At 35.9% G+C, this 22,871-nt stretch carries 21 protein-coding genes and 1 tRNA gene; 6 read left to right on the top strand and 16 right to left on the bottom strand.

Annotation, left to right across the window (positions count from 1 at the left end):
• Positions 1–37 precede the first annotated feature (37 nt).
• From BCER98_RS15105 to BCER98_RS15150, 10 genes are all read right to left on the bottom strand, one after another.
• Positions 38–2,389, bottom strand: a complete 2,352-nt coding sequence (locus BCER98_RS15105) for a sugar phosphate nucleotidyltransferase (protein ID WP_041810023.1) — start codon at positions 2,387–2,389, stop codon at positions 38–40.
• 258 nt (positions 2,390–2,647) lie between these two features.
• Positions 2,648–3,304, bottom strand: a complete 657-nt coding sequence (phoU, locus tag BCER98_RS15110) for a phosphate signaling complex protein PhoU (RefSeq protein WP_041810025.1) — start codon at positions 3,302–3,304, stop codon at positions 2,648–2,650.
• A 209-nt stretch (positions 3,305–3,513) separates the two neighbouring features.
• Positions 3,514–4,329, bottom strand: coding sequence for a phosphate ABC transporter ATP-binding protein (gene pstB, locus BCER98_RS15115; RefSeq protein WP_012095461.1), 816 nt, complete (start codon positions 4,327–4,329; stop codon positions 3,514–3,516).
• A 30-nt stretch (positions 4,330–4,359) separates the two neighbouring features.
• Positions 4,360–5,226 carry a phosphate ABC transporter permease PstA gene (gene pstA, locus BCER98_RS15120; protein ID WP_012095462.1) on the bottom strand — a complete coding sequence of 289 codons (867 nt, stop codon included), beginning with the start codon at positions 5,224–5,226 and terminating at the stop codon, positions 4,360–4,362.
• A 1-nt stretch (position 5,227) separates the two neighbouring features.
• The gene (pstC, locus tag BCER98_RS15125; RefSeq protein ID WP_012095463.1) at positions 5,228–6,178 is read right to left on the bottom strand and encodes a phosphate ABC transporter permease subunit PstC; all 951 of its coding nucleotides are present in this window, start codon (positions 6,176–6,178) and stop codon (positions 5,228–5,230) included.
• A 27-nt stretch (positions 6,179–6,205) separates the two neighbouring features.
• Positions 6,206–7,114: a PstS family phosphate ABC transporter substrate-binding protein gene (locus tag BCER98_RS15130; RefSeq protein WP_370684836.1), complete on the bottom strand. Its 909-nt coding sequence runs from the start codon at positions 7,112–7,114 to the stop codon at positions 6,206–6,208.
• Between the two features lie 290 nt (positions 7,115–7,404).
• On the bottom strand, positions 7,405–9,522 hold the full coding sequence (locus BCER98_RS15135) for a peptidoglycan D,D-transpeptidase FtsI family protein (RefSeq protein WP_012095465.1): 2,118 nt from the start codon (positions 9,520–9,522) through the stop codon (positions 7,405–7,407).
• Positions 9,523–9,633: 111 nt separating this feature from the next.
• On the bottom strand, positions 9,634–10,911 hold the full coding sequence (locus tag BCER98_RS15140; protein ID WP_012095466.1) for an MFS transporter: 1,278 nt from the start codon (positions 10,909–10,911) through the stop codon (positions 9,634–9,636).
• Positions 10,912–11,048: 137 nt separating this feature from the next.
• Positions 11,049–11,660, bottom strand: coding sequence for a superoxide dismutase [Mn] (gene sodA / locus BCER98_RS15145; RefSeq protein ID WP_012095467.1), 612 nt, complete (start codon positions 11,658–11,660; stop codon positions 11,049–11,051).
• 225 nt (positions 11,661–11,885) lie between these two features.
• Positions 11,886–11,959, bottom strand: a tRNA-Ile gene (locus BCER98_RS15150).
• 298 nt (positions 11,960–12,257) lie between these two features.
• On the opposite strand from BCER98_RS15150, the gene BCER98_RS15155 reads away from it, so the two are divergent.
• The 3 genes from BCER98_RS15155 to ispG all read left to right on the top strand — a co-directional run bounded on the left by BCER98_RS15155 (position 12,258) and on the right by ispG (position 14,969).
• Complete coding sequence (locus tag BCER98_RS15155; protein ID WP_012095468.1) at positions 12,258–13,016, top strand: DUF1189 domain-containing protein; 759 nt, start codon at positions 12,258–12,260, stop codon at positions 13,014–13,016.
• Between the two features lie 343 nt (positions 13,017–13,359).
• Positions 13,360–13,707 (top strand): hypothetical protein, encoded by a 348-nt coding sequence (locus BCER98_RS15160; RefSeq protein ID WP_012095469.1) that lies wholly within the window; start codon positions 13,360–13,362, stop codon positions 13,705–13,707.
• Positions 13,708–13,805: 98 nt separating this feature from the next.
• Positions 13,806–14,969, top strand: a complete 1,164-nt coding sequence (ispG, locus tag BCER98_RS15165) for a flavodoxin-dependent (E)-4-hydroxy-3-methylbut-2-enyl-diphosphate synthase (protein WP_162533139.1) — start codon at positions 13,806–13,808, stop codon at positions 14,967–14,969.
• A gap of 86 nt (positions 14,970–15,055) precedes the next feature.
• Here ispG and BCER98_RS15170 read toward each other — a convergent pair whose 3' ends face one another.
• The 4 genes from BCER98_RS15170 to BCER98_RS15185 form a co-directional block, all read right to left on the bottom strand.
• Positions 15,056–15,469: a Fur family transcriptional regulator gene (locus BCER98_RS15170; RefSeq protein ID WP_012095471.1), complete on the bottom strand. Its 414-nt coding sequence runs from the start codon at positions 15,467–15,469 to the stop codon at positions 15,056–15,058.
• Positions 15,470–15,482: 13 nt separating this feature from the next.
• On the bottom strand, positions 15,483–16,316 hold the full coding sequence (locus tag BCER98_RS15175) for a metal ABC transporter permease (RefSeq protein ID WP_012095472.1): 834 nt from the start codon (positions 16,314–16,316) through the stop codon (positions 15,483–15,485).
• Positions 16,313–17,086 (bottom strand): metal ABC transporter ATP-binding protein, encoded by a 774-nt coding sequence (locus BCER98_RS15180; protein ID WP_012095473.1) that lies wholly within the window; start codon positions 17,084–17,086, stop codon positions 16,313–16,315. Before BCER98_RS15180 ends, BCER98_RS15175 begins: the two co-directional genes overlap by 4 nt.
• Positions 17,087–17,259: 173 nt before the next feature.
• Positions 17,260–18,138 carry a YitT family protein gene (locus tag BCER98_RS15185; RefSeq protein WP_012095474.1) on the bottom strand — a complete coding sequence of 293 codons (879 nt, stop codon included), beginning with the start codon at positions 18,136–18,138 and terminating at the stop codon, positions 17,260–17,262.
• 151 nt (positions 18,139–18,289) lie between these two features.
• Here BCER98_RS15185 and BCER98_RS15190 point away from each other — a divergent pair, with 151 nt between their 5' ends.
• Complete coding sequence (locus BCER98_RS15190) at positions 18,290–18,544, top strand: DUF2624 domain-containing protein (protein ID WP_041810026.1); 255 nt, start codon at positions 18,290–18,292, stop codon at positions 18,542–18,544.
• A 16-nt stretch (positions 18,545–18,560) separates the two neighbouring features.
• Here BCER98_RS15190 and BCER98_RS15195 read toward each other — a convergent pair whose 3' ends face one another.
• Together BCER98_RS15195 and BCER98_RS15200 are read right to left on the bottom strand one after the other, a co-directional pair.
• A complete protein-coding gene (locus BCER98_RS15195) occupies positions 18,561–19,457 on the bottom strand; it encodes a deoxyribonuclease IV (protein WP_012095476.1) in 897 nt (298 codons plus the stop codon).
• A gap of 120 nt (positions 19,458–19,577) precedes the next feature.
• Positions 19,578–20,888: a DEAD/DEAH box helicase gene (locus BCER98_RS15200; RefSeq protein ID WP_012095477.1), complete on the bottom strand. Its 1,311-nt coding sequence runs from the start codon at positions 20,886–20,888 to the stop codon at positions 19,578–19,580.
• Between the two features lie 181 nt (positions 20,889–21,069).
• On the opposite strand from BCER98_RS15200, the gene vrrA reads away from it, so the two are divergent.
• The gene (gene vrrA / locus BCER98_RS15205) at positions 21,070–21,729 is read left to right on the top strand and encodes a VrrA/YqfQ family protein (protein ID WP_012095478.1); all 660 of its coding nucleotides are present in this window, start codon (positions 21,070–21,072) and stop codon (positions 21,727–21,729) included.
• An 89-nt stretch (positions 21,730–21,818) separates the two neighbouring features.
• Positions 21,819–22,766 carry a 4-hydroxy-3-methylbut-2-enyl diphosphate reductase gene (locus BCER98_RS15210; protein WP_012095479.1) on the top strand — a complete coding sequence of 316 codons (948 nt, stop codon included), beginning with the start codon at positions 21,819–21,821 and terminating at the stop codon, positions 22,764–22,766.
• The last annotated feature ends 105 nt before the right edge of the window (positions 22,767–22,871 follow it).

Below are 22,871 nucleotides of genomic sequence, written 5' to 3' on the forward strand. Positions count from 1 at the left end.
CAGACTATACCATAATACCACTTTTAAAACAAAAATTCTACACCTTTTGATATTGTCTAATCTTTTCTATAAGATTTTTCATATTTTCTCTTGCTACTAGTGGGTTTTTCGCATGTGAGTATACAAGAAATTTCGGTTGTTTCACATCAGAAACAATGTACGACCATTCTTTCTCTGCATATTTAAACTGAACTCCTTCTAATATTTCTATTTCCCTTTCTCCCATATCTTGCAGTAACATCCCCATTATTTTCCCTTTTTCATTCCACGAACAAACAACCTCATCACATAACAAATAAAGCGGTGCTGTCTGTTCTACCATCATGGATAATGTACTCCCTTGTTTTGCAATTAACTCGAGTAACTTCCCAATCCGATATAACATATCCCTTTGCCACACTTGTCGCAATTCTTTTTCCATGTGCATATAAAAGAGAAGATAACAATTTCCTAGCTTTAACGATATTGGATACATATCCTCGACTGTTTTCAATAATAAGTCTGACACATCGATTTCGCTAACATTCTCACTCTGATACACCCTACCATGCCCATCATATAATTCGAATACATTTCCTTCTTCACCGCATATAAAGGCCATATTAGAATGACTGGATTTCATTAAAGATTTCACATGTTCTTTCCGCTCCTGCGCATACACCCATGTAATAGAACAACCAAGCCTTTGAAAAAAAGAAAGAAGTAACGGTTGTAACAAACAATCCATTTTATTAATAAGAAGGTGGAACTGTTGCGCCTGTATGTTCTCAACATCTATATATTCTAAAACGGCCGTTACATAATCCTCTAAACAAATTTGTATTATTTGATTTTCTCCTATCTCTTTTTCAGATACATAGCGAAAGTTTTCAGCCATATATAAATTTTCTATTTCCTTCTGCTGCTTATAAGTTAACTGCCTTCCTTCTTTCCCATAGAACCGTATCCTCATATCTTGATCTTTCGTAAAACAAATGAACGCACCACCTATGCATTCTAATTTCCGAATCGTATATTGAAATGGGGATTCATTCATTTCTTGACATTCCACCGTATTCATTCCTACGCTGTGAAGCGCATGCAGAAATAATTTTTTAAAAACTTGTACTTCTGCATTCTTATAGCTTCCTATTAATATAGTCTCACCCTTCCGAAACAATGAACCGTAAGCCATTGCTATTTTCACAATGATTTGCGGTGTTATTTCGATATTTCCTCTACCTACAATTTGACTTCTTTGCAACCACCTTGATGCATGTTCTTCTTTTGTAACACCACCAGATGCAATAATAGAATGATGATCAATTATTTTATGAGGCCATAACTTCCCACCTTGCTTAATTACAGTGCTTTTCCCGATTTGACAACAATCCGCTACAACACTTTTCTGATATAGCGTGACATCGTCTTCGAGTCTCGTTTTTTCACCAACTGTCGTCTCTAATAATTCACAATGTTTCCCAATATACGTATTGGCGAAAATAATACTTTTTTGAAGACGTGTGTAGCTTGATACAGTACTATGTTTCCCAATAATAGAATACGGTTCAACGATCGCTCCCGCTCCGATTGTTACTCCGTCACCGATGAAAGATGGCCCGTGAATCTTTGTACCTTTTTCAATCGTTACTGCTTCTCCCATCCAAACCATCGGTAATACTTCTGTATAAGGAATCGTTACATTCACTTTTTTCGTCAATAAATCAAATTGAGCTTGCCGATACTGCTCAAATGTTCCAATATCCATCCAGTATCCTTCTGCTTTGTATCCAAATAACGCATTTGTATTCTCCAATAACGGAAAGATATGGCGACTAAAATCAGCATATGTTTTGGGAGGTATATAAGAAAAAATACTAGGATCCATAATATAAATCCCTGTGTTTACAACGTTTGAAATGACTTCATTCCAACTCGGTTTCTCCATATAACGTATAATTTCTTGTTCTTTATTCATCACCACTAACCCAAAAGACAGTGGATTTTCTACTTCTTTTACAAACATCGTTAGCATTCTCTTCTTCTGTTGGTGAAATACAATCCCTTCTGTTAATGGAAAATCTGTTAATGCATCACCGCTAATTACTACAAACGGTTCATCTAAAAATGCTTCAGCCTGTTTAATACTTCCTGCTGTACCAAGGGGGGGTGAATCCTCAAAGTAATGTAATTTGACGCCCCATTTACTCCCATCCCCAAAGTACTCTCTAATCGTATTGCTCAAATATTGAACAGTAATTGCGATTTCCCGAATACCATGTCGCCGTAACAATTCAATGTTATATTCTAAAACCGGTTTCTCTAGTAATGGTAACATCGGTTTTGGAACATTACATGTTAACGGTCTTAGGCGCCTTCCTTTTCCACCAGCTAAAATAACCCCCTTCATGCACATTCATCCTCCACTTTTGTAATATGAAATCATCTTTATTTACCATATGTATGTGACTTCTATGTCCGTTAATCTTTCCAATGTCTAAACCACCTTAGAAAACGCTTACTTTTGTTATACAATCGCTATTTTCTTTATTTTTCCATATTTATTACGATACATCTTATCATCATAATTTGAACGAGGCAACGAGCTTTTTTTGTCATGTTTTGACTAAAAAAGCAGATGATTCTTATCATCTGCCCTCATTGATTTCTAGTCATTTAATAAATAATGTTTGCCTTTCACCAAATAGAAAACATTTTCTGCGATATTTGTAATATGATCTGCTATACGCTCAATATATCTAGCAATAAAAGATAATTGTGTAATTTGTGTGATAGCTTCTGGTTGCTCTGGAATTGTAGATATAAATTCACGAATTGCTTTTCCGTATATTTCATCAACGGAATCGTCCATTTCAGCAATTTGTTTCGCGTACGTTAAATTTTCCTTTTGGTAGGCCTCCAAAGAAAGACGTAACATCTCATGAGCAATTGAAAACATTTCTTCTATATGATGTAACTGAACAGATACCTCTTTTTCCCCCAGACGAATTGTTGCTTTCGCAATATTTACCGCATGATCTGCTATACGCTCTAAGTCTGTTGCCGTTTTAATTGAAATAAAAACTTTTCGCAAATCACTTGCTACAGGCTGTTGCTTTGTAATTAACATAAGCGCAAAATCGTTAATTTCCTCTTCTAAATAATCCATTCGGTAATCACTATCAATCACTTCTAACGCCTTTTCTACGTCTCTCTTTTGAAGACTTTCCATAGAAAGTAAAAGAGCACCTCCTGCTAGTTCTCCTAATTTCATTACTTTTTGCTGCAATGTTTTTAAATCATAATGAAATTGCTCGCGTACCATCATTCTTCCCCCTCTATTTATTTCACTATTTGCAAATAGTAAGACTCTCCCCTCAAAATTTGATGAAAGCAAAAAATTAGGCAAGAGGGGAGCTGTCTACGAAAGCTCTCTACTTACTAACATTTCACTTTACATAAGCCAAATCTTTCCTCTTACAGATTAACTTGACACAACAAATGCCCCAACGTAAGAGGGGCATTTTACTCTTATTATCCAAAGCGTCCTGTAATATAGTCTTCTGTTCGTTTATCTGAAGGTGTTGTAAATAATTGATTCGTATCCGTATACTCTACGACTTCTCCACTTAAGAAAAATGCCGTTTTATCCGAGATACGTGCTGCTTGTTGCATATTATGTGTCACAATTACAATACTAAAATTTTTCTTTAACTCTTGTATTAACTCTTCTACTTTCAATGTAGAAATTGGATCTAGAGCAGATGTTGGTTCATCCATTAAAATAACATCCGGCTCAATCGCTAAACAGCGGGCAATACATAAACGCTGTTGTTGGCCGCCAGATAAGCCATATGCATTGTCATGTAATCGATCTTTTAATTCATCCCAAATTGCTGCACCACGTAAACTTTTTTCTACAATAGCATCAAGCGTCTTTTTATCGTGAATACCATGAATTTTCGGACCGTATGCTACATTTTCATAGATGGATTTCGGAAATGGATTTGGCTTTTGGAACACCATTCCAACATGTGTACGTAACTCTTCGACAGGATATGATTTATCAAAAATATTACGCTCTCGATATTCAATCACGCCTGTTGTTCGAACGATTGGGACTAGCTCAACCATACGGTTCAATGTTTTTAAGTACGTGGATTTCCCACAACCACTAGGCCCAATAATTGCAGTTACTTCATTCTCATGAATGCTTAAATTCACATCTTTTAAAGCATGATCCTCTCCATACCATAGATTTAAATTTTTCGTATCGAACACAACTTTTTTTGGGACTGTTTCCACTTTTTCCTCTTTTTTCACCTGTACATTTACTACTGTTGCTACCATTTTGAATTCCCCTTTCATCCATTTCCTACTTTATTTACGATTTCGCAGCCATAAAACAACCATATTCATAATTAGCAACAATCCTAGTAAAACGATCATCCCCGCTGCTGCTACATGTTGAAACTCTTCTTGTGGCCTACTCATCCAATTAAAAATTTGAATTGGTAAAACTGTAAATCTATCAAATATTCCAAGTGGAATATAATTTGCAAAAGCAAGAGCTCCAATTACTAATAACGGCGCTGCTTCTCCAATTGCCCTAGACAAAGCTAAAATACATCCAGTTAAAATTCCTGGGAGAGCAGTTGGTAATACAACTTGATACATCGTTTGCCATTTCGTTGCTCCTACTCCATACGAAGCTTCCAATAAACCATCCGGTACCATACGAATTGCTTCTTGACTGGACACAACAACTGTCGGCAATGAAAGAAGACTCATTGTAAGCGCAGCAGCTACTATGCTTTCTCCCAGTTGAAAAGCATAAACAAAAATTGTTAAACCTAACAATCCAAATACAACAGATGGAACACCCGCTAATGTTTGAATATTTAATGCTATCATTCTTGTAAAAATAGATTGTTTGGCATAATGCTCTAAATATAGTGCTGTACCGACTCCTAAAATAAATGAGACTGGTACAACAATACTCATAAACAATATTGTTCCTGATAATGCGGCAGCAATCCCCGTTTGATTTGGATGGCGCGAAGCAAAATGTATCAAAAAATCGATTGAAAGATAGCCGATACCTTTTTCAAAAATTTGATATAGCAATACAATCAGAATCAGAATAGAAAACAGCATTGCAATAGAAAAAATCCATTTATATACTCGATCTTTCCAAAAGCGAAACGACATGTTTTCTTTTATCCGCTTATGATTTAACATCCGCATTTTATATCGCCTCTTTAAATCGACGCATAATTTGCTGTGAAATGATATTCATCATAAACGTAAATACAAGGAGCGTAGCCCCTACAGCATACATACTGTAGTAAGTAATCGTACCATGCGGTGCATCTCCTAAACTCACTTGAACAATATATGCTGTTAATGTTTGAATCGAATGTGTTGGATCCAAAGATAAATTTGGCGTTGAACCGCCCGCAATGACAACAATCATCGTTTCACCAATCGCACGAGAAGCTGCCAATAAAACCGCAGCTATAATTCCGCTAAACGCGGCAGGTAAGATGACTTGCTTGACTGTTTCAAATCGAGTTGCTCCAAGCGCCAACGAGGCTTCCTTGGCTCCCTTTGCTACAGCCCCCATTGCATCCTCAGCAAGAGAAGCAACCGTCGGAATCATCATAAAACCAATTACAATTCCTGGACTAATCGCATTGAAAAATTGTAAATTTGGAATCATTTTTTGTAAAAGTGGTGTAACAATCGTTAATGCAAAAAAGCCGTATACAATTGTCGGGATACCTGCCAATAGTTCTAACAACGGCTTTAATAACTTTCTAGCAGCCTTTGGAGCATACTCACTTAAGAAAATGGCACACCCTAATCCAACTGGAATCGCCACAACCATAGCAATGATTGTAACAAGAAATGTTCCACATATAAGCGGAAGTATTCCAAATTTCGGTTCTTCAAAAAAAGGTAACCACTCTTTATCAAGAAAAAAATCATGCAATGATACTTTTCGAAAAAACATCATCGTTTCATTTGCAAGCGTCATCACGATTCCTACTGTCGTTATAATAGAAACGCTAGCAATTGCCTTTAGAAATACTGGAACCATTCGATTGATTCGCTGCGTTTTCTTTCTTTTAAGCCGATTCCTTTCAATCAAATGCTGCACAGAAAATGTAATTTGACTTTTGTTATGATGAGCCAAAGATGAAAACCCCTTTCCACCCTGACATTATCTCTCTATTTCTGTTAACATTCGCAGCTGATCATTATATTTTTCTTCTGGTAACCTTACATATCCGACTTCCTCGGCTAACTCTCCTACATGCTTCATCATGAATGCAACATAATCTGCTACACTCTCTTTATTGTGGAGAGACGCATGATTTACATATGCGAACAGAGGTCTTGATAACGGCTTATACATTCCGAATTGAATGGTTTCTTTTGTCGGAAATACACCGTTTACTTTAATGGCCTTTACCTTATCACGATTTGCCATGTAGTAGGCATACCCTACAAATGCAATCGCATTTCTATCATTCATAACACCTTGCATAATAACTTGATCATCTTCTGACAATGAAACTGTTTTTACAAGGCGATTCTTTTGTAAGACTACATTTTGAAAATAATCATACGTACCAGAATCCACGCCTGGTGCATAAAATTGAACGTTTTCCTTCGGCCATTCTGGATGGATATGCGACCACCGTTTTATACTTCCATCTTCACTCCATAATCTCCGTAATTCTTCTACTGTCATATTATCCACCCACTTATTTTGACGATTTACAATCATAGTCAAACCGTCATAAGCAATTTCAAGTGGTGTAAATTGGATGGAGTTCTCTCTCATCATTTTCTCTTCCACTCGTTTCATGGAACGTGAAGCGTTATTCATATCCACTTCTCCTGCTCCAAAACGTTGGAATCCTCCTCCTGTCCCAGAAATACTAATAGAAACTTTCACATGCGGTTCTTTCTTTGTATATTCTTCTGCTACTGCTTCCATAATAGGAAAAACCGTTGAGGATCCATCAACTCTCACTTCTCCTATTTTATTTGCAGCAAATGCAGGAGACATGTACAAAAATATAGAACATATCGATACGATGAAAACCTTGCTCAATCTGTGTATCCCCTTCACACGTGTTCCTCCTAGAAGTAACCTACATAACAGGATTACAGGTATAAGAATAATGCCAAACTATTAATGAGGTTTTAATTGTTTGTAAAAATTTTGTAAAGTTCAACTTTTTGAATGATCATGAAAGCCCCTCCCCTTTTCTGTCCATTCTCTACAATTGACTTCAAACTTTCATATAGATAATTGCATTTTCTGGACTTGTCCATCATTACTAAAATATATGTATCACTTACAAAAAAAGCACACTATCTTTTGAGATAGTGTGCCAAACTGATATCAATTTATTCATCATCTTGTTTCTTTGATTTTTCCCCTTTTTCATCTTGCGGCTCTTCACCTGTTAATGCTTGCTTTTTCAAATCAAAGTAAGCATCCAGAATTTCACGACCAATGTATCCGTTAATTCCTGTTTTATCATCATATACCCACGGAACAACAACGGAGAAGGCAACTTCTGGATTATCAAATGGTGCATACCCTACTAACGTTAAGTTATAAATTATTTTACGCTGACCATTTGCATCTTTTCCAATTTCTTTGTCACCACCGTATGGTATTTGAGCAGTTCCTGTTTTTCCGGCAGCTTGATACTTTGCAGTCGCAAAGTATCTCTTGCCAGTACCACTCGCATCATTAAACACTTGCCTAAACCCTTCTTGAATTCGTTTAATCTGACTCTCAGGCATATCAATACGGTTCAATACTTTCGGTTCCATTGATTGAATGACTTTTCCAACTTCATCAGGTTTCGCTGCTGGTTGACGAATTTCTTTTACAATTTGCGGTTGCATACGATAGCCACCATTTGCAATTGTAGATACATATTGTGCAAGCTGAAGTGGTGTATAGTTATCATACTGGCCAATCGCTAAGTCTAACAAGAAACCAGGTGTATACTGCGAACCTTGAAGTCCAGCTGATTCATTCGGTAAGTCGATACCTGTTTTCACTCCTAGACCAAACTGACTAAAGTAATAACGCATATCATCAAACGCTTGTTTTTTAATATCTAATGTACCTCCACGAATGTAAGGTACTTTTGCAATATTCATCGCTGTTTTAAACATATATACGTTAGAAGACATCTTTAAAGCAGTTAAATCATTAATATAACCCATCGTTTTCCAAGAAGATTTCGTCGGTGTCCCTTTTAATTTGATCGGTTCATCCAATAAAGTTGTTCCAGGTGTAATGGCACCTGTTTGATATCCAGTTAACAAAGTTGCACCTTTGACAGTCGACCCCATTGGATAAGAACTTGTCATTGTACCTAAAGCAAAGTCCTTCACTTCTGTTTTCCCATCTTCATTGACAAGCTGTTTCCCAGCCATTGACAGAATTTCACCGTTTTTCGGATTCATCATTACAACAAACGCTCGATCAAGCAGAGGCTCTGAACCTTTAAATTTCATTAAATATTTTCCAATAATTTCTTCGACACGTTTTTGCAGTTCCATGTCAATTGTTAAATTTAGATCATTTCCTCGTTGCCCTTTCAAGACATTTACTGTTTCTAAAATATTACCATTTTTATCTGTAATATTCTTCACTTCTGCCTTTGAACCGTGAAGTGCATCTTCATATTGTTGTTCAATATAACTTTTTCCAACTCGATCATTACGGTTATAATCCCGAACAAGGAAATAATCTAAGCGTTCTTTTGGTAACCCTTCATCCGAGCTTGTTACACCACCAAGTACACTGCGGAACATATCATCATACGTATATTTACGATCCCAATCCACATTTGTATCGACACCTGGTAATAACGCTAAACGCTCGCTGACTACAGCGTATTCTTTCGGGGTTACTTGCTTTTTAATAATTTGCGGCGTCATAGCATATCCGCCGTCCATCTTACTCTTAATCGCCAGCACTTCTAAATCTTTTTCTGTTAATTGATTTAATTCTTCTTCCGTCACACGATTTCGTTGACGCTCTGCGACTTCTTTATCATCAATTTTTTTTTCTTTTAATTCTTCGCGATCTTTTTTTGTAATTTTTGCTTTCGCTTCTTCTTTATGAAGGAACAGCCAATAATCTTTTTTATCACGTTCTGTTAATTTATCCGGTGATACTTCAATTAAATCTGCAAGCTTTTTCGCTGTTTCTAAACGTTCCTCTGAAGTCGACCCTTTCATTCGCGTAAATGTAATGGTTCGAACTGGATCATTATCTACAACGGAACGGCCATATCGGTCAAATATTTTTCCACGTGGAACCGGATTACTAATTGTTGAGTTTTCTTTTTTCTCAACTTCGTTTTTGTACTCCTCCCCATGAACAATTTGTACATAACCAAGCCTTACAATAACCGCAGAGAACATTAAAAATACACAAAGAAATAACACGTTCAGCCGAAACGGAACGTGGGTCTTTTTCTTTTTTTTCTTACTCATACGAACCCCCTCTACCACCTTTAGCTATATAATATGAAAGGGACACCTGTTACAGGTGCCCTTACAGCTATTTTACGTGTCTTTTTATTCTAGCATAAAACAAAGAAGAAGTTAACCTTCTGGTTCTGTGCGATTTGGTATCGTTTCTGTAGCTATTATGCTTGTTCTATTCATATTCTTCTCACTGTATTTGACATTTCGCACAGCAAAATAAACAAGGAAATGTCCAGCCCCAAGGATGCCTAATAAAACAGGTAAGCTTTTTTCTGGTTGAAAAAACGATACAGCGCATAAAAAACTAATAATAGAGCAAATTCTTCCACCATTTAACCATAATTCTCGCACAACAATATACTCCACTCGCCATTCTTTTGCATTTTTCGCTCTTCCAATTACATCATAAGTCATTGAGCCATAAGGAACGAGTAAGATTGGATAAGCAATTGCAATAGAAGCTGCATAGATAAGTAATTTCGCATATGTAACATGAAAAATAACTAAAAATACCACAGCATATAAAATAATTCCACCAAGCAAAATGGCTTTTTTTCTCCATTCTTTTTTTAACATGCGAGTAACTAAGTAATAAGCTACAAACGAAACAGCCGAATTTACTAAACTATACTTCCCTAACGCAAATTCACTCCCTGTTGCCAAATAGATGTACACAGAAATAACAAAGACAAAAATCCCTTCTCGTAGCCCTTGAAAAAAATGAGCACGTGTGATTCTTCCCCAGTTTTTATCTATCTTTCGTTCCTGTAGAACTTGTACAACTTCATAGCGACCTTCACACTCTCTTTTCGATAAAAAAAAGCTCATAACAACAGCGATTGCAAACAAAGTTAATGAAAGAAAAAAAATCACTGTATAGCCGCTCCACTTTTCCATACGAGAAATGGTATATCCAGCTGTTATTGGCCCAATCATGCCAGCAAACGAAGTTAAAAGACCAAGAAAACCATTGAAAAAATCACGCGTTTCTGGCTCTGTAATTTCAAACGTTAACAAGTTAAAGGCCAACCAATAAAACCCATACCCAATACCAAGGAGCCCACCTATTAATATAATATATTGGGAAGCATGCGTTCCTGTAAGTAAAACTACAATAAAAAAAGTCGCTAATGTTCCAACTCCGATCCGCAATAAAATGGCGCGATCGATTCTTTTCGCTAATTTTCCTGCGAATAAAAAAGTCAGCGGTTGTAACACAACACTTGCTAAATTATATAGCCCTATGTTTACATAATTTTGCGTTTGCTTCCATAAATAAATGTTAACAAATGTATTGGATAATGAAATAGCGAGTGTATACAATCCGCCCATACTAAGTAATAATATTAAATCCCGATTCACCTCAACATCACCAATTACATGTTTCCACTTCATATATAACTCTCCTTTACTTCATGTTCTAGTCTTCCAAAGACTAGGCACAATTATGTAAAAGAAAGCATACAAAAAAGCTAGCGGCATATGCCCCTAGCTCTTTTCATATTCCCTTGTATAAAATGAAACAAGTACTATTATTTAGCTTCTTGGTAACGTTTTTCAGCTGCATTCCAGTCTACAACATTCCAGAACGCACTGATGTAATCAGGACGGCGGTTTTGGTAATGTAAGTAGTAAGCATGCTCCCAAACATCTAAACCGATGATTGGTGTTTTCCCTTCTGTTAAAGGTGAATCTTGGTTTGGAGTACTTGTTACTTCTAGTTCACCGTTGTTTACTACTAACCAAGCCCAACCAGAACCGAATCGAGATGCACCAGCTTTTGCAAATTCTGCTTTGAATGCATCAAAGCTACCGAATTTTGCTTCAATTGCAGTAGCAAGTTCACCTACTGGTTGTCCACCGCCATTTGGAGATAAGATTGTCCAGAAGAAGCTATGGTTTGCATGTCCACCACCATTGTTACGTACTGCAGTACGAATTTCTTCTGGTACTTCGTTTAAATTTGCAACTAATTCTTCAACACTTTTGTCAGCTAATTCTGCGTGACCTTCTAATGCAGCATTTAAGTTTGTTACGTACGTATTGTGGTGTTTCGTATGATGGATGTTCATTGTTTCTTTGTCAAAATGAGGCTCTAATGCATCATACGCATAAGGTAAATTTGGTAATTCATGTTTTGCCATTGTTATATTCCTCCCATTTTATGTATTGCCAAAACAGTTTGGCATACAACTTCATTTTACCCTAATTGCCATAGGGTGAAAACAAATTAAATCACATTGTCTTGCTATCATTAAAGTAGCAAAATCCCCATTTCTTTTCAAACAAAATGCTCACTTATTTCGTAAAAAAAGCCTCCTTCTACAAGGAAGCTTCTTGCCTGCATTTATAAGTATGTAACATGGGTATGGACCCTGTAGGACTCGAACCTACGACCGGACGGTTATGAGCCGTCTGCTCTAACCAACTGAGCTAAGGGTCCAAGATTATATACATGATTATAGGAAAAACGACTATATCATTCTTTATGCTTCTTCCATGAAACTTCTATAAAAACGAGCTTCCTACAAAATAGAAGATGCAAGAAATGTAAGATAAATTTACCATATAAAAAAGAAAAGTGTCAATTATATTTTTCTTTTCATGCATTGTGTTTTCAAAAAACTTATATAATAAACTCGCTACGCATGACATGAGAGCGCGATATTGCTTGTGATTCTCTAGATACGTACGTTACAATGTTTATATATGTCTACTTAATATAAAAAGGAAGTGAATCTATGTCTATCTTTACACAAATTGGAAAGAGTCTATACTCACCGAAAGACATGGCGCTTTTTCGGTTTCAAAAAATCGGAAAAACGATTCTTTATATCTTATTACTCTGTTTCCTTACAACCATCCCGAGAACTTTATTGTATGGCAGCGTTATTCAAGATAGCGTTGGAATCATAAAGCAAGCGCTTGAACAAGACATTCCAGACTTTAAAATAGAAAATGGGGAACTAAAGGCAGATATTAATCAACCCATTGAAAAAGAGGAGGGAAACTCTATCTTTGTATTCGATCCAAATGCTACTGATACAGGAAAGTATACGAACAAAACAGGGTTGTTTGTTCTAAAAGACAAAGTTATTTCTGTTGCAAATGGAATAACACGAACATATTCTTACAATGATTTATTAGGTGCTTCTCTTGAGAAAAAAGACTTGCAAGACTTTCTTTCTTTTTTCAATAGTATGTATCCTATTTTAATGCTTGTTATCGGGTTCTTTACTTATTTATTCCAATTATTTATTACTTTTTTAGGTGTTACACTACTGGCATTTATCGGATCTGCTATGAGCGGTCAGCGCAAATTATCTTATAAACAAGTTTGGACGTTAACTGCTTATAGTTATACAATCCCAACTGTTTTCTTTATGATTATGGACTTACTAAAGATTACAGTTCCCGGATCATTCCCTCTTTACATTGCAGTTATTTTAATCGTCTTATACTTAGCAATAAAAGAAATTCCAACACCAAAAGAAAAATAATGATTACAAAAGAGGCGATCCAAAACACATACGTTTTGGATCGCCTTTATTTGATATAAACTTTTGCTCACTTAGACTTAGTTCATGTCAATTGATAAATTGTTATCCGTTTCCTTTACATAGGCGTAATGTTGCTTGAAGTGATACGTTCTATCCTTTCCATTTGAGATTTCAACTGTATACACCCCATTTAGAACGTCTTTGAAATACATTTTTCTCAACGTCCTCTTTTCTCCAGAATGAAACAACCAATTTGATTTGCTTTCTTACCATACATTCTATATCGCTATTTAGGCATTTTTTTTTAGGACAAGCATATATTCCTAACAAAGGAGTGAGGAATATGAAGAGACTTGGCGTATTTTTATTTGTGCTTGTTCTCGGTTATATATTTTATTACGATATAAAAATTGGTACTTTGCCAATGTTAAGCTCATACAAAAAAACAATTGCTGCTCAAACTGTTAAAAAAGAAGATATAAAGAAAGAGACAAAAAAGAAGACGGATACATCTTATAAAAAAATCGAGGTAAAAACAGGAGATACTGTTCTCTCTATTACAGAAGCTATTAATAAGAAAAAAGTTCCATCCATCGAAAAAGTAATCAACGATTTTAAACGATTAAATAAAGAGAGAACGTCTACAAAAATTCAAATTGGAAAATCGTATAAATTCCCATTATATCAATGAACCGTTACATTATCCTTGTCAATTCTATAAAGGCGCTGATACAATAGTAAAAGTGAAACCAAGCATAGTGGTTTCGATTTCCTTATACTTCATATACTATGTGCGGTATAAGAGACAAAATAAGAAACTTCTTTTATAAGGAGAGCGATCTATTCGTGAATGAAATAACTCATCGTACAAAAACACGTCCGGTTAAAGTCGGTAATTTAACAATTGGTGGTAATAATGAATTAATTATACAAAGTATGACTACAACAAAAACGCATGATGTAGAAGCAACTGTTGCTGAAATTAAGCGTTTAGAAGAAGCAGGCTGTCAAATTGTCCGCGTAGCTGTTCCAGACGAACGAGCTGCAAATGCCATTGCTGATATTAAAAAGCAAATTAATATTCCGCTTGTTGCTGATATTCATTTTGACTATCGTCTTGCTTTAAAGGCAATCGAAGGTGGCATTGATAAAGTGCGTATTAACCCGGGTAATATCGGGCGCCGCCACAAAGTAGAAGCTGTTGTAAATGCTGCCAAAGAGCGCGGTATTCCAATTCGAATTGGTGTAAATGCCGGTTCATTAGAGCGTCATATTCTAGAAAAGTATGGCTACCCTACTGCTGATGGTATGGTCGAGAGCGCATTGCATCATATTAAAATTTTAGAGGACTTAGACTTTCATGATATTATCGTATCGATGAAAGCATCCGATGTAAATTTAGCTATTGAAGCTTATGAGAAAGCAGCTCGTGCTTTCGATTATCCATTGCATTTAGGCATTACAGAGTCCGGTACTCTATTTGCCGGAACAGTTAAAAGTGCCGCTGGTCTTGGAGCTATTTTAAGCAAAGGTATCGGAAATACACTTCGCATCTCGCTAAGTGCTGATCCAGTTGAAGAAGTAAAAGTGGCTCGTGAATTGTTAAAGTCATTTGGTCTTGCTTCAAATGCCGCAACACTTATTTCTTGTCCAACTTGCGGACGTATTGAAATCGACCTAATCAGTATTGCAAATGAAGTGGAAGAGTATATCTCTACATTAAAAGTACCGATTAAAGTAGCTGTGCTTGGCTGTGCAGTAAATGGCCCAGGCGAAGCTCGTGAAGCTGATATCGGGATTGCTGGAGCACGTGGTGAAGGCTTATTATTCCGCAAAGGAAAAGTTGTTCGAAAAGTTCCAGAAGAAACAATGGTAGAAGAACTCAAAAAAGAAATTGATGTCATCGCTGCTGAAATGGCTGAAAACCAAGAAAAAGAAAAACAAGAACAATAATAATAAAGGCCTGCTTACACTATGATGTAAACAGGCCTTTCTGTATCATATGAGAAAAGCCCATCAACTTTTCAGCTGATGAGCTCTTACTTTGCACATTTCGGACAACGTCCATATATTTCAAATTTATGACCTGTGACCTCATATCCTTTAAAATCTTTATTCATAAAATCCATTGGACAAGAAGTAATTTCTTTTGTACCACCACAATCTAAACAAATGAAATGATGATGATGTTCCATAATAGAACATGTAAAGCGAAAATGTTTTTCCCCATTTAATTCTGTCTGCTCTAAAATACCGATTTCAGCAAATACGGTTAAATTACGATAAATTGTATCAAAACTCAATCCCGGATAATTATCCTTCATGTGTTCTAACACGTCTTTTGCTGTTAAGTACCGATTATGTTTCGCAAATAAACGTAACATTTCCTCTCGTTTTCCAGTATGTTTATATCCTTTTTCCTTCATTAAGCGTAAAGCTTCTGTTAAGTTCATAACTATCCCTACTTTATGCCGTTTTTTTCTTCTTCCATAAGATTGCACCAATTAAAATGAGAACCGCTAACATAACAATTGTACCACCTGGAGCTAAATCGAGTTGATAAGAAACTAACATTCCACCAATTACAGCAATTTCTCCAAATAAAACGGAGAAGAAAATCGTTTGCTTAAATCCTTTAGCAATTCGAATACTTGCTGCTACCGGTAAAGTCATTAAAGACGATACAAGAAGAACCCCAACAATTCGCATGGATACAGCAATAACAAGAGCAACTAAAATAATAAAAATAAAGTGGAGCCACTTTGCACGAAGTCCTGTTGACACAGCATATTCTTCATCAAATGATAATAAAAATAGCTCTTTATATAATAAAATAATCGTTGCTACAACCGCGATTGCTACAATGCCAATAATCATTAAATCTGCGCTTGTTACAGCACTTACACTACCAAATAAATAACTAAATAAATCTGTATTAAACCCATTAGCAAGCGAGATGAAAATAACCCCCATCCCCATCCCAGCTGACAGAATAATCGGGATTGCTAACTCTTGATAATGTTTATATACAGAGCGTAATTTTTCAATAAGCAATGCTCCGCCCATTGAAAAAAGCATCCCCATATATAATGGATTTAAAAATCCACCAGTAAATATCGTTTTTTCAAGCAACAAACTTGCAGCGATCCCCGACAATGTCACGTGACTTAATGCATCTGCAATAAGGGACAAACGGCGGATTACAACAAATACTCCTATAAGAGGCGCTATCAATCCTATTAAAATACCAGCGTATAATGAATTTCGTAAAAAATCATATTGTAAAAAATCCTGTATCATTGTACCCTCCCGTGATGCTCATGATCATGTTCTAATCGATGAACATGATACCCATATAAAATGGACATGTCTGCATCCTCTAACTCTCGGAATTTCTCTACCTTCCCATGAAAATGTAAACGCTGATTTAAACATGCAACGTGCGTCACTTTTTCTGTTACAGCTCCTATATCGTGTGTAACAAGAATAAGTGTAATACCTAACCTTTTATTTAAATCTTCTAATATTTCATAGAAACTTTCTACACTCTTTATGTCAACTCCCACAGTAGGCTCATCCAAAATGAGTAATTCTGGACTGCTTACAAGTGCACGAGCGATAAACACACGTTGCTGTTGACCTCCAGAAAGTTCTCCAATGTTACGATTTTGAAACTCACTCATTCCTACATCTGCAATTGCTTTTGCTACCTTTTCTTTATCCTCTTTCGTCAAAAAGCGGAATAAGCCTTTTTTCGACACAAGCCCCATAGAAACCACTTCAAACACAGTTGCTGGAAACCCAGAGTTAAAGCTGTTAGCCTTTTGTGAAACATAACCGATTTGATTCCATGCTTTAAATTTTCTACTATCAATGCCAAATAATCGAATATTTCCTTTCTTTAGCTTCAAAACACCTAATATACACTTTAACAACGTTGATTTACCAGATCCATTCGGTCCAACCAAACCTAAAAAAGCTCCCTTAGGAACTTGCAAATGAATGTCTTCTATCACATTTCGATCTTCATAGCGAAATGTCAAACCTTCTATTTCTAATATATTTTCCATATCATCTCACCTATTTTAATTCAGAATGATTCCGATTTATTTCTATTTGAATTATAGTACAGCTGATTATAGTTGTAAACCAATCTGCCTAAAATATATGATTTACTTTAGACAACCTTATTATTATAACAAAAAAACAGAGAATTTCTCTCTGCTTTTTGAACATACTTTTTTTAATGGATAGCTGATTTAAACTTACCACCATTTGTCTCTTGTGTACTCATAATTGTAACAAAGGCGTTTTCATCAATTTCATGAACAATTGATTTTAATTTTGTTACTTCAAGACGTGTCACAACGGCGTAAATCACTTCTTTTTCTTTATCGGTATAACCACCCTTAGCTATAAGCTTAGTTGTCCCGCGACCAAGACGGTGTAATATCGCATTTGATACTTCTTCATATTGATCAGAAACAATTAACACAGCCTTTGTTTCATCCAATCCTTGAATAACAGTATCAATTGTTTTGAAAGCAATATAGTAGGTCATAACAGAATACATTGCCTGCTCTACACCAAATACAAAGGCTGCCCAAGCAAAAATGAATAAGTTCACAAACATAACAAATTCCCCAACCGAGAATGGTAATTTTTTTGTTAATAAGATTCCCATAATTTCAGTTCCATCTAATGATCCACCATGACGAATAACGAGTCCTACACCAAGACCTAATATAAGGCCACCAAACACAGTTGCTAAAATAGGTTCTGTCGTAAATGGTTTGATAGTATGTAGTGTTGTTTCAATAAATGCTAACGCGACAATCGCAAAAGTTGAAGATAGCATAAATGTCTTTCCAATTTGCTTATAACCGGAGTACATAAATGGTATATTGAGGATAACAACTAAAGTAGAAAAACTTAGCCACCAAATGTTAGGGGTAAGGTAATCTAGTATGAGGGAAACACCAATAATTCCACCATCAATAATTTTATTTGGGATTAAAAATAGTTCAATTGCTACTGCTGCACACGCTGCTCCAAAGACAATCATAATTAAACGATACAAGAGATGGATAACACTTTCTTTTCGATGTTGTTTCTTTTCCATAAGCCCTCCTTATAATCTTTTTCTGGCGTTTCGTTCTTTTATTATAACATATTCTTCTTTTTCTAATAGAAAAAAAGAAGTGTCATACGAATATATACAGGCACTATACACATATATTTCGATAAACGAACACCTGAAGGAGGACTATCTCGTGAACCTCATCAAACAAATTGTGAACAAAAAAATAAATAACATGACACCAAAAGAATTATTGAAATATAGTAAAGAATATGAAATTCCTATTACAACTGAACAAGCAGATCAAATTGTTTTATTGATGAAAGGAAAAAATATTAATATTTATAATACAGATGAAAGGCTCGAACTCTTAAAAAAAATTGCGAAAGTAACCTCTCCTTCTACCGCCCAGCAAGTGAATACACTCTTTCAGAAATTATTAAAATAAGGAGGGGACCCCCTCCTTATTGTCCTTTAATCTTCTCAAGAAGCCCTTCATCAAATGTTCCGTTCTTTAACATTTCAATTTCAAATTTGTATGGTGGCTTTTTATCTTTCTTCTCTTCCCCTACATATGGCGTTTCAAGAATCTTTGGTATGTGCTCTAACTGCGGATGATGAACGATATCATGTAAAGCTTTATAACCAATATGACCAAAACCAATATTTTCATGACGGTCTTTTGCAGCTCCGCGAACATTTTTACTGTCATTAACGTGTAAAACTTGCAAGCGATCAATTCCAACAATTTTATCAAACTCATTTAAAACGCCATCAAAATCATTGGCAATATCATAACCTGCATCATGTGTATGACACGTATCAAAACATACAGATAGCTTTTCATTATATGTTACACCATCAATAATTCTCGCAATTTCCTCAAAGCTACGTCCGCATTCTGTACCTTTTCCAGCCATTGTTTCTAATGCAATATTTACTGTTTGTTCTGGCGTTAATACTTCATTCAAACCTTTTATAATTTGTGCAATCCCTGCATCTGCACCCGCCCCAACATGAGCTCCAGGATGCAGAACAATTTGTTTTGCTACTCCAAGCGCTTCTGTTCTTTCAATTTCCATGCGCAAGAAATCCACACCTAATTGGAATGTTTCAGGCTTTGTTGTATTTCCAATATTAATAATATATGGTGCATGGACAATAATTTCTTTAATTCCATGTTCTTCCATATGTTTACGGCCAGCTTCTATATTTAATTCTTCAATCGGCTTTCTTCTCGTATTTTGCGGTGCACCTGTGTAAATCATAAATGTCGTAGCACCATATGAAACTGCCTCTTCACTTGCAGCTAATAGCATTTTTTTCCCACTCATTGAAACATGAGATCCAATCTTCAACATATTATCACCTCTTCAATATACAATAGCTATAATAATAGCATAATTTGTAGAAATATGTAGCGAATTGCTTACTCAAAAAAATTCTTTGCAAATCCGACAATAAAAAAGATAAGGTTTCCCTTATCTTTTTTTACGACTATATTTTTTCTTTACCTTTTCACGTTCAGCTGCTAATTTTTTCTTATATCCAGGCTTTACTTTTTTCGGTTTTTTCACAACTTTCGTTGCCATAATATCCAACTCATTATTTGGTTTTTTACGGCTTTGACGTCGGTTGCGCTCCCCTAAATCTATCCATTCACCATTTCGCAATTCTACATGTTTAAACGTAATATTACGTTGTTTTTCCAAACTATCTATCGCTTCTTCATCACGCGCATCATATATCGTTACAGCAATACCAGAATACCCAGCGCGTGCTGTACGACCAACACGGTGAACAAAGAAGTCTAAGTCAGACGGAATTTCATAGTTAATAACATGACTAATTCCTTCTATATCAATACCACGTGCCGCTAAGTCTGTCGCAACAATGTATTGAAATTCCAAATCACGAATTTGTTTCATCATTTTTTTGCGGTCACGAGGTGATAGGTCACCATGAATACGTCCTACTTTTAATCCTCGCTCTGTTAATCCATTCGCAACTTCTTCTGCCATTTTTTTCGTATTTGTAAAAACAATTGCTAAGTACGGCTGAAATTGAAGCAACATATTCTTGACTATTTCAATTTTATTACGATGTCTCGATGGAACTAAATAATGTTCAATGTTTCCCGCAGCAACTTGCTTCGGATTAATATGAATATGCTCTGGATTCTCCATATATTTTTTCAGAAATGGTTTCAATTTTTGCGGAATCGTCGCAGAAAAAACGAGCATTTGCAAATTTTTCGGCATGCGCGCTGCAACTTTATCTACATCTTGAATAAATCCCATATCAAGCATTAAATCTGCTTCATCGACAATAATCGTTTCTGCTGTATGAACAAATAAAGCTTGCTCTTCTATTAAATCTTTAATACGACCTGGCGTTCCAACAACGATATGTGGCTGCTTTTTCAATTTTTCAATCGATCGCTGTTTATCTGTTCCCCCAATTAAGCAACGCGCTGTAATCATTTGTTCTTCCGTACAAAACTTCGTTAATTTAATAATTTCTTGATAAATTTGTTGTGCTAACTCACGCGTTGGCGCCGTAATCACAAGCTGCACTTCTTCACGTTTTGGATCAATTTGATTGATTGTCGGTAGTAAGTATGCATGTGTTTTTCCTGATCCTGTTTGGGATTGTCCAATTATACTTACTCCTTTTTTTACAACAGGGAATATTTTCTTTTGAATTTCTGTCGGCTCCGTAAAACGTAATTCACGAACTGCATCTATTAAAAACGGTTGAAAATTATACTGTGTAAATGTTTGTATTGTCACAGATTACACCTTCTTTCTCAAATTTCTACTGCGCGCACAAATCAGTCAAGTCTACATTATAACGAAATCTAATCGTAAAATCCATCTTTAGTTTTTGTTTCCAACTTAAAAACTAACCTTCTTACTTTCGATTGCATACTGTATGTGTATATACCTAATTGAAGAAAGGAGGATTTCTTTTATGTATCCGAAATCCCCTATACAACAAATGCATACAGGGCAACACCCCTATACACCATATCCAATCCCACATTTACCACAAATGATGCAAAAAAAGAAAGGACTGCTCTCTAAACTTTTTAAAAAACATGATCCGACTGAACCTTTTATGCAAATGATTCCTCCCTACCGGCAAATGGAAGGACAGCCAATAATGTACCAGCAATATCCACAAACGATGCAGCCACATTATAATCAGCCTTATATACATCAACCGTTAATCGCGCCACCCATGTATGACCAAAACGACATGCGCGGTGGTGAATCATTTGTTGCAACAAATACCAGTGGTGGAATTGGAAATTTCTTTTCTAATCTAATTTCTAATCCAACTAATATGTTAAATAACATTGAAAAAGTTGCTCAAGTCGCCCAATCTGTCGGGCCAGTTGTAGAGCAATACGGACCCATCGTTCGCAGTATACCGAGTATTGTGAAAATCCTTACTTCAGGGAAAGAGGACAGCGAGAATTCAAAAGAAGAAGTGAAAAAAAATAACGTACCTAAGACACCTTTAAAAAAGAAAAAAAGCAACGAAGTTACTCCAAAATCTACCAACGCTAAAGAATCACAAAAGGCAACCGCTTCTCCTTTACCAGCAAAACCAAAATTATATGTGTAACAATACTTTGTTTTCTGTCCACTCCTCCTTTATAATGAAAAGGACTATGTACAAAAGGATTCCTTGTTTAGAAGGAGAGGATTACTCACATGAAAATTATTAAAATTTCCCCTCGTGGTTATTGTTATGGCGTTGTAGATGCAATGGTTATTGCACGCAACGCTGCACTAGATAAATCATTACCAAGGCCTATCTATATTCTAGGCATGATTGTTCATAATAAGCATGTAACAGATGCATTTGAAGAAGATGGAATTATTACTTTAGATGGCCCAAGTCGCTTAGAAATTTTGGATCAAATCGATTCTGGTACGGTTATTTTCACTGCACATGGTGTTTCCCCAGAAGTAAAACAACGTGCCAAAGAAAAAGGATTAACAACAATTGATGCGACATGCCCAGATGTGACAAAAACACACGACTTAATTGAAGCAAAAAAATCAGAAGGTTACCATGTAATTTATATCGGAAAAAAAGGGCATCCAGAACCAGAAGGAGCAGTTGGCATTGCACCTGATATTGTTCATCTCATTGAAAAAGCAGATGATTTAAAAACATTAGAGATTCCTACAGATAAAATTTTAGTTACAAATCAAACGACAATGAGTCAATGGGATGTTCAGCATCTAATGGAAGATATCAAAAAAAAATTCCCAACAGCTGAATTCCATAAAGAAATCTGCTTAGCAACACAAGTTCGTCAAGAAGCCGTTGCAAAACAAGCTGATGTTGCCGATTTAACAATTGTTGTTGGCGATCCGAAAAGCAATAACTCCAATCGTCTCGCTCAAGTATCGCAAGAAATTGCCGGCACAAAAGCATATCGCGTCGCTGATGTAAGTGAAATTCAACTAGAATGGCTTCAAGGAGTAGAAGCTGTAGCAGTAACTGCTGGTGCTTCTACTCCAACTCCAATTACAAAAGAAGTCATTGCCTTTTTAGAACAATACGATCCAACAAATCCTGCTACGTGGGAAAGAAAACGAAACGTACCGCTTCAAAAAATTTTGCCGCGTGTAAAGGTAAAAAAACAATAAATAAAAAAATCCGTTGCTCACTACTCGCAACGGATTTTTTATCCTTTTAGCTAAAAAGACTCTCGCTTTATTATATAAAGATAAGCGCTAATTTATCCCGCTATT

Origin of the sequence: Bacillus cytotoxicus NVH 391-98 (genome assembly GCF_000017425.1) — a bacterium.
Lineage (GTDB): Bacteria > Bacillota > Bacilli > Bacillales > Bacillaceae_G > Bacillus_A > Bacillus_A cytotoxicus.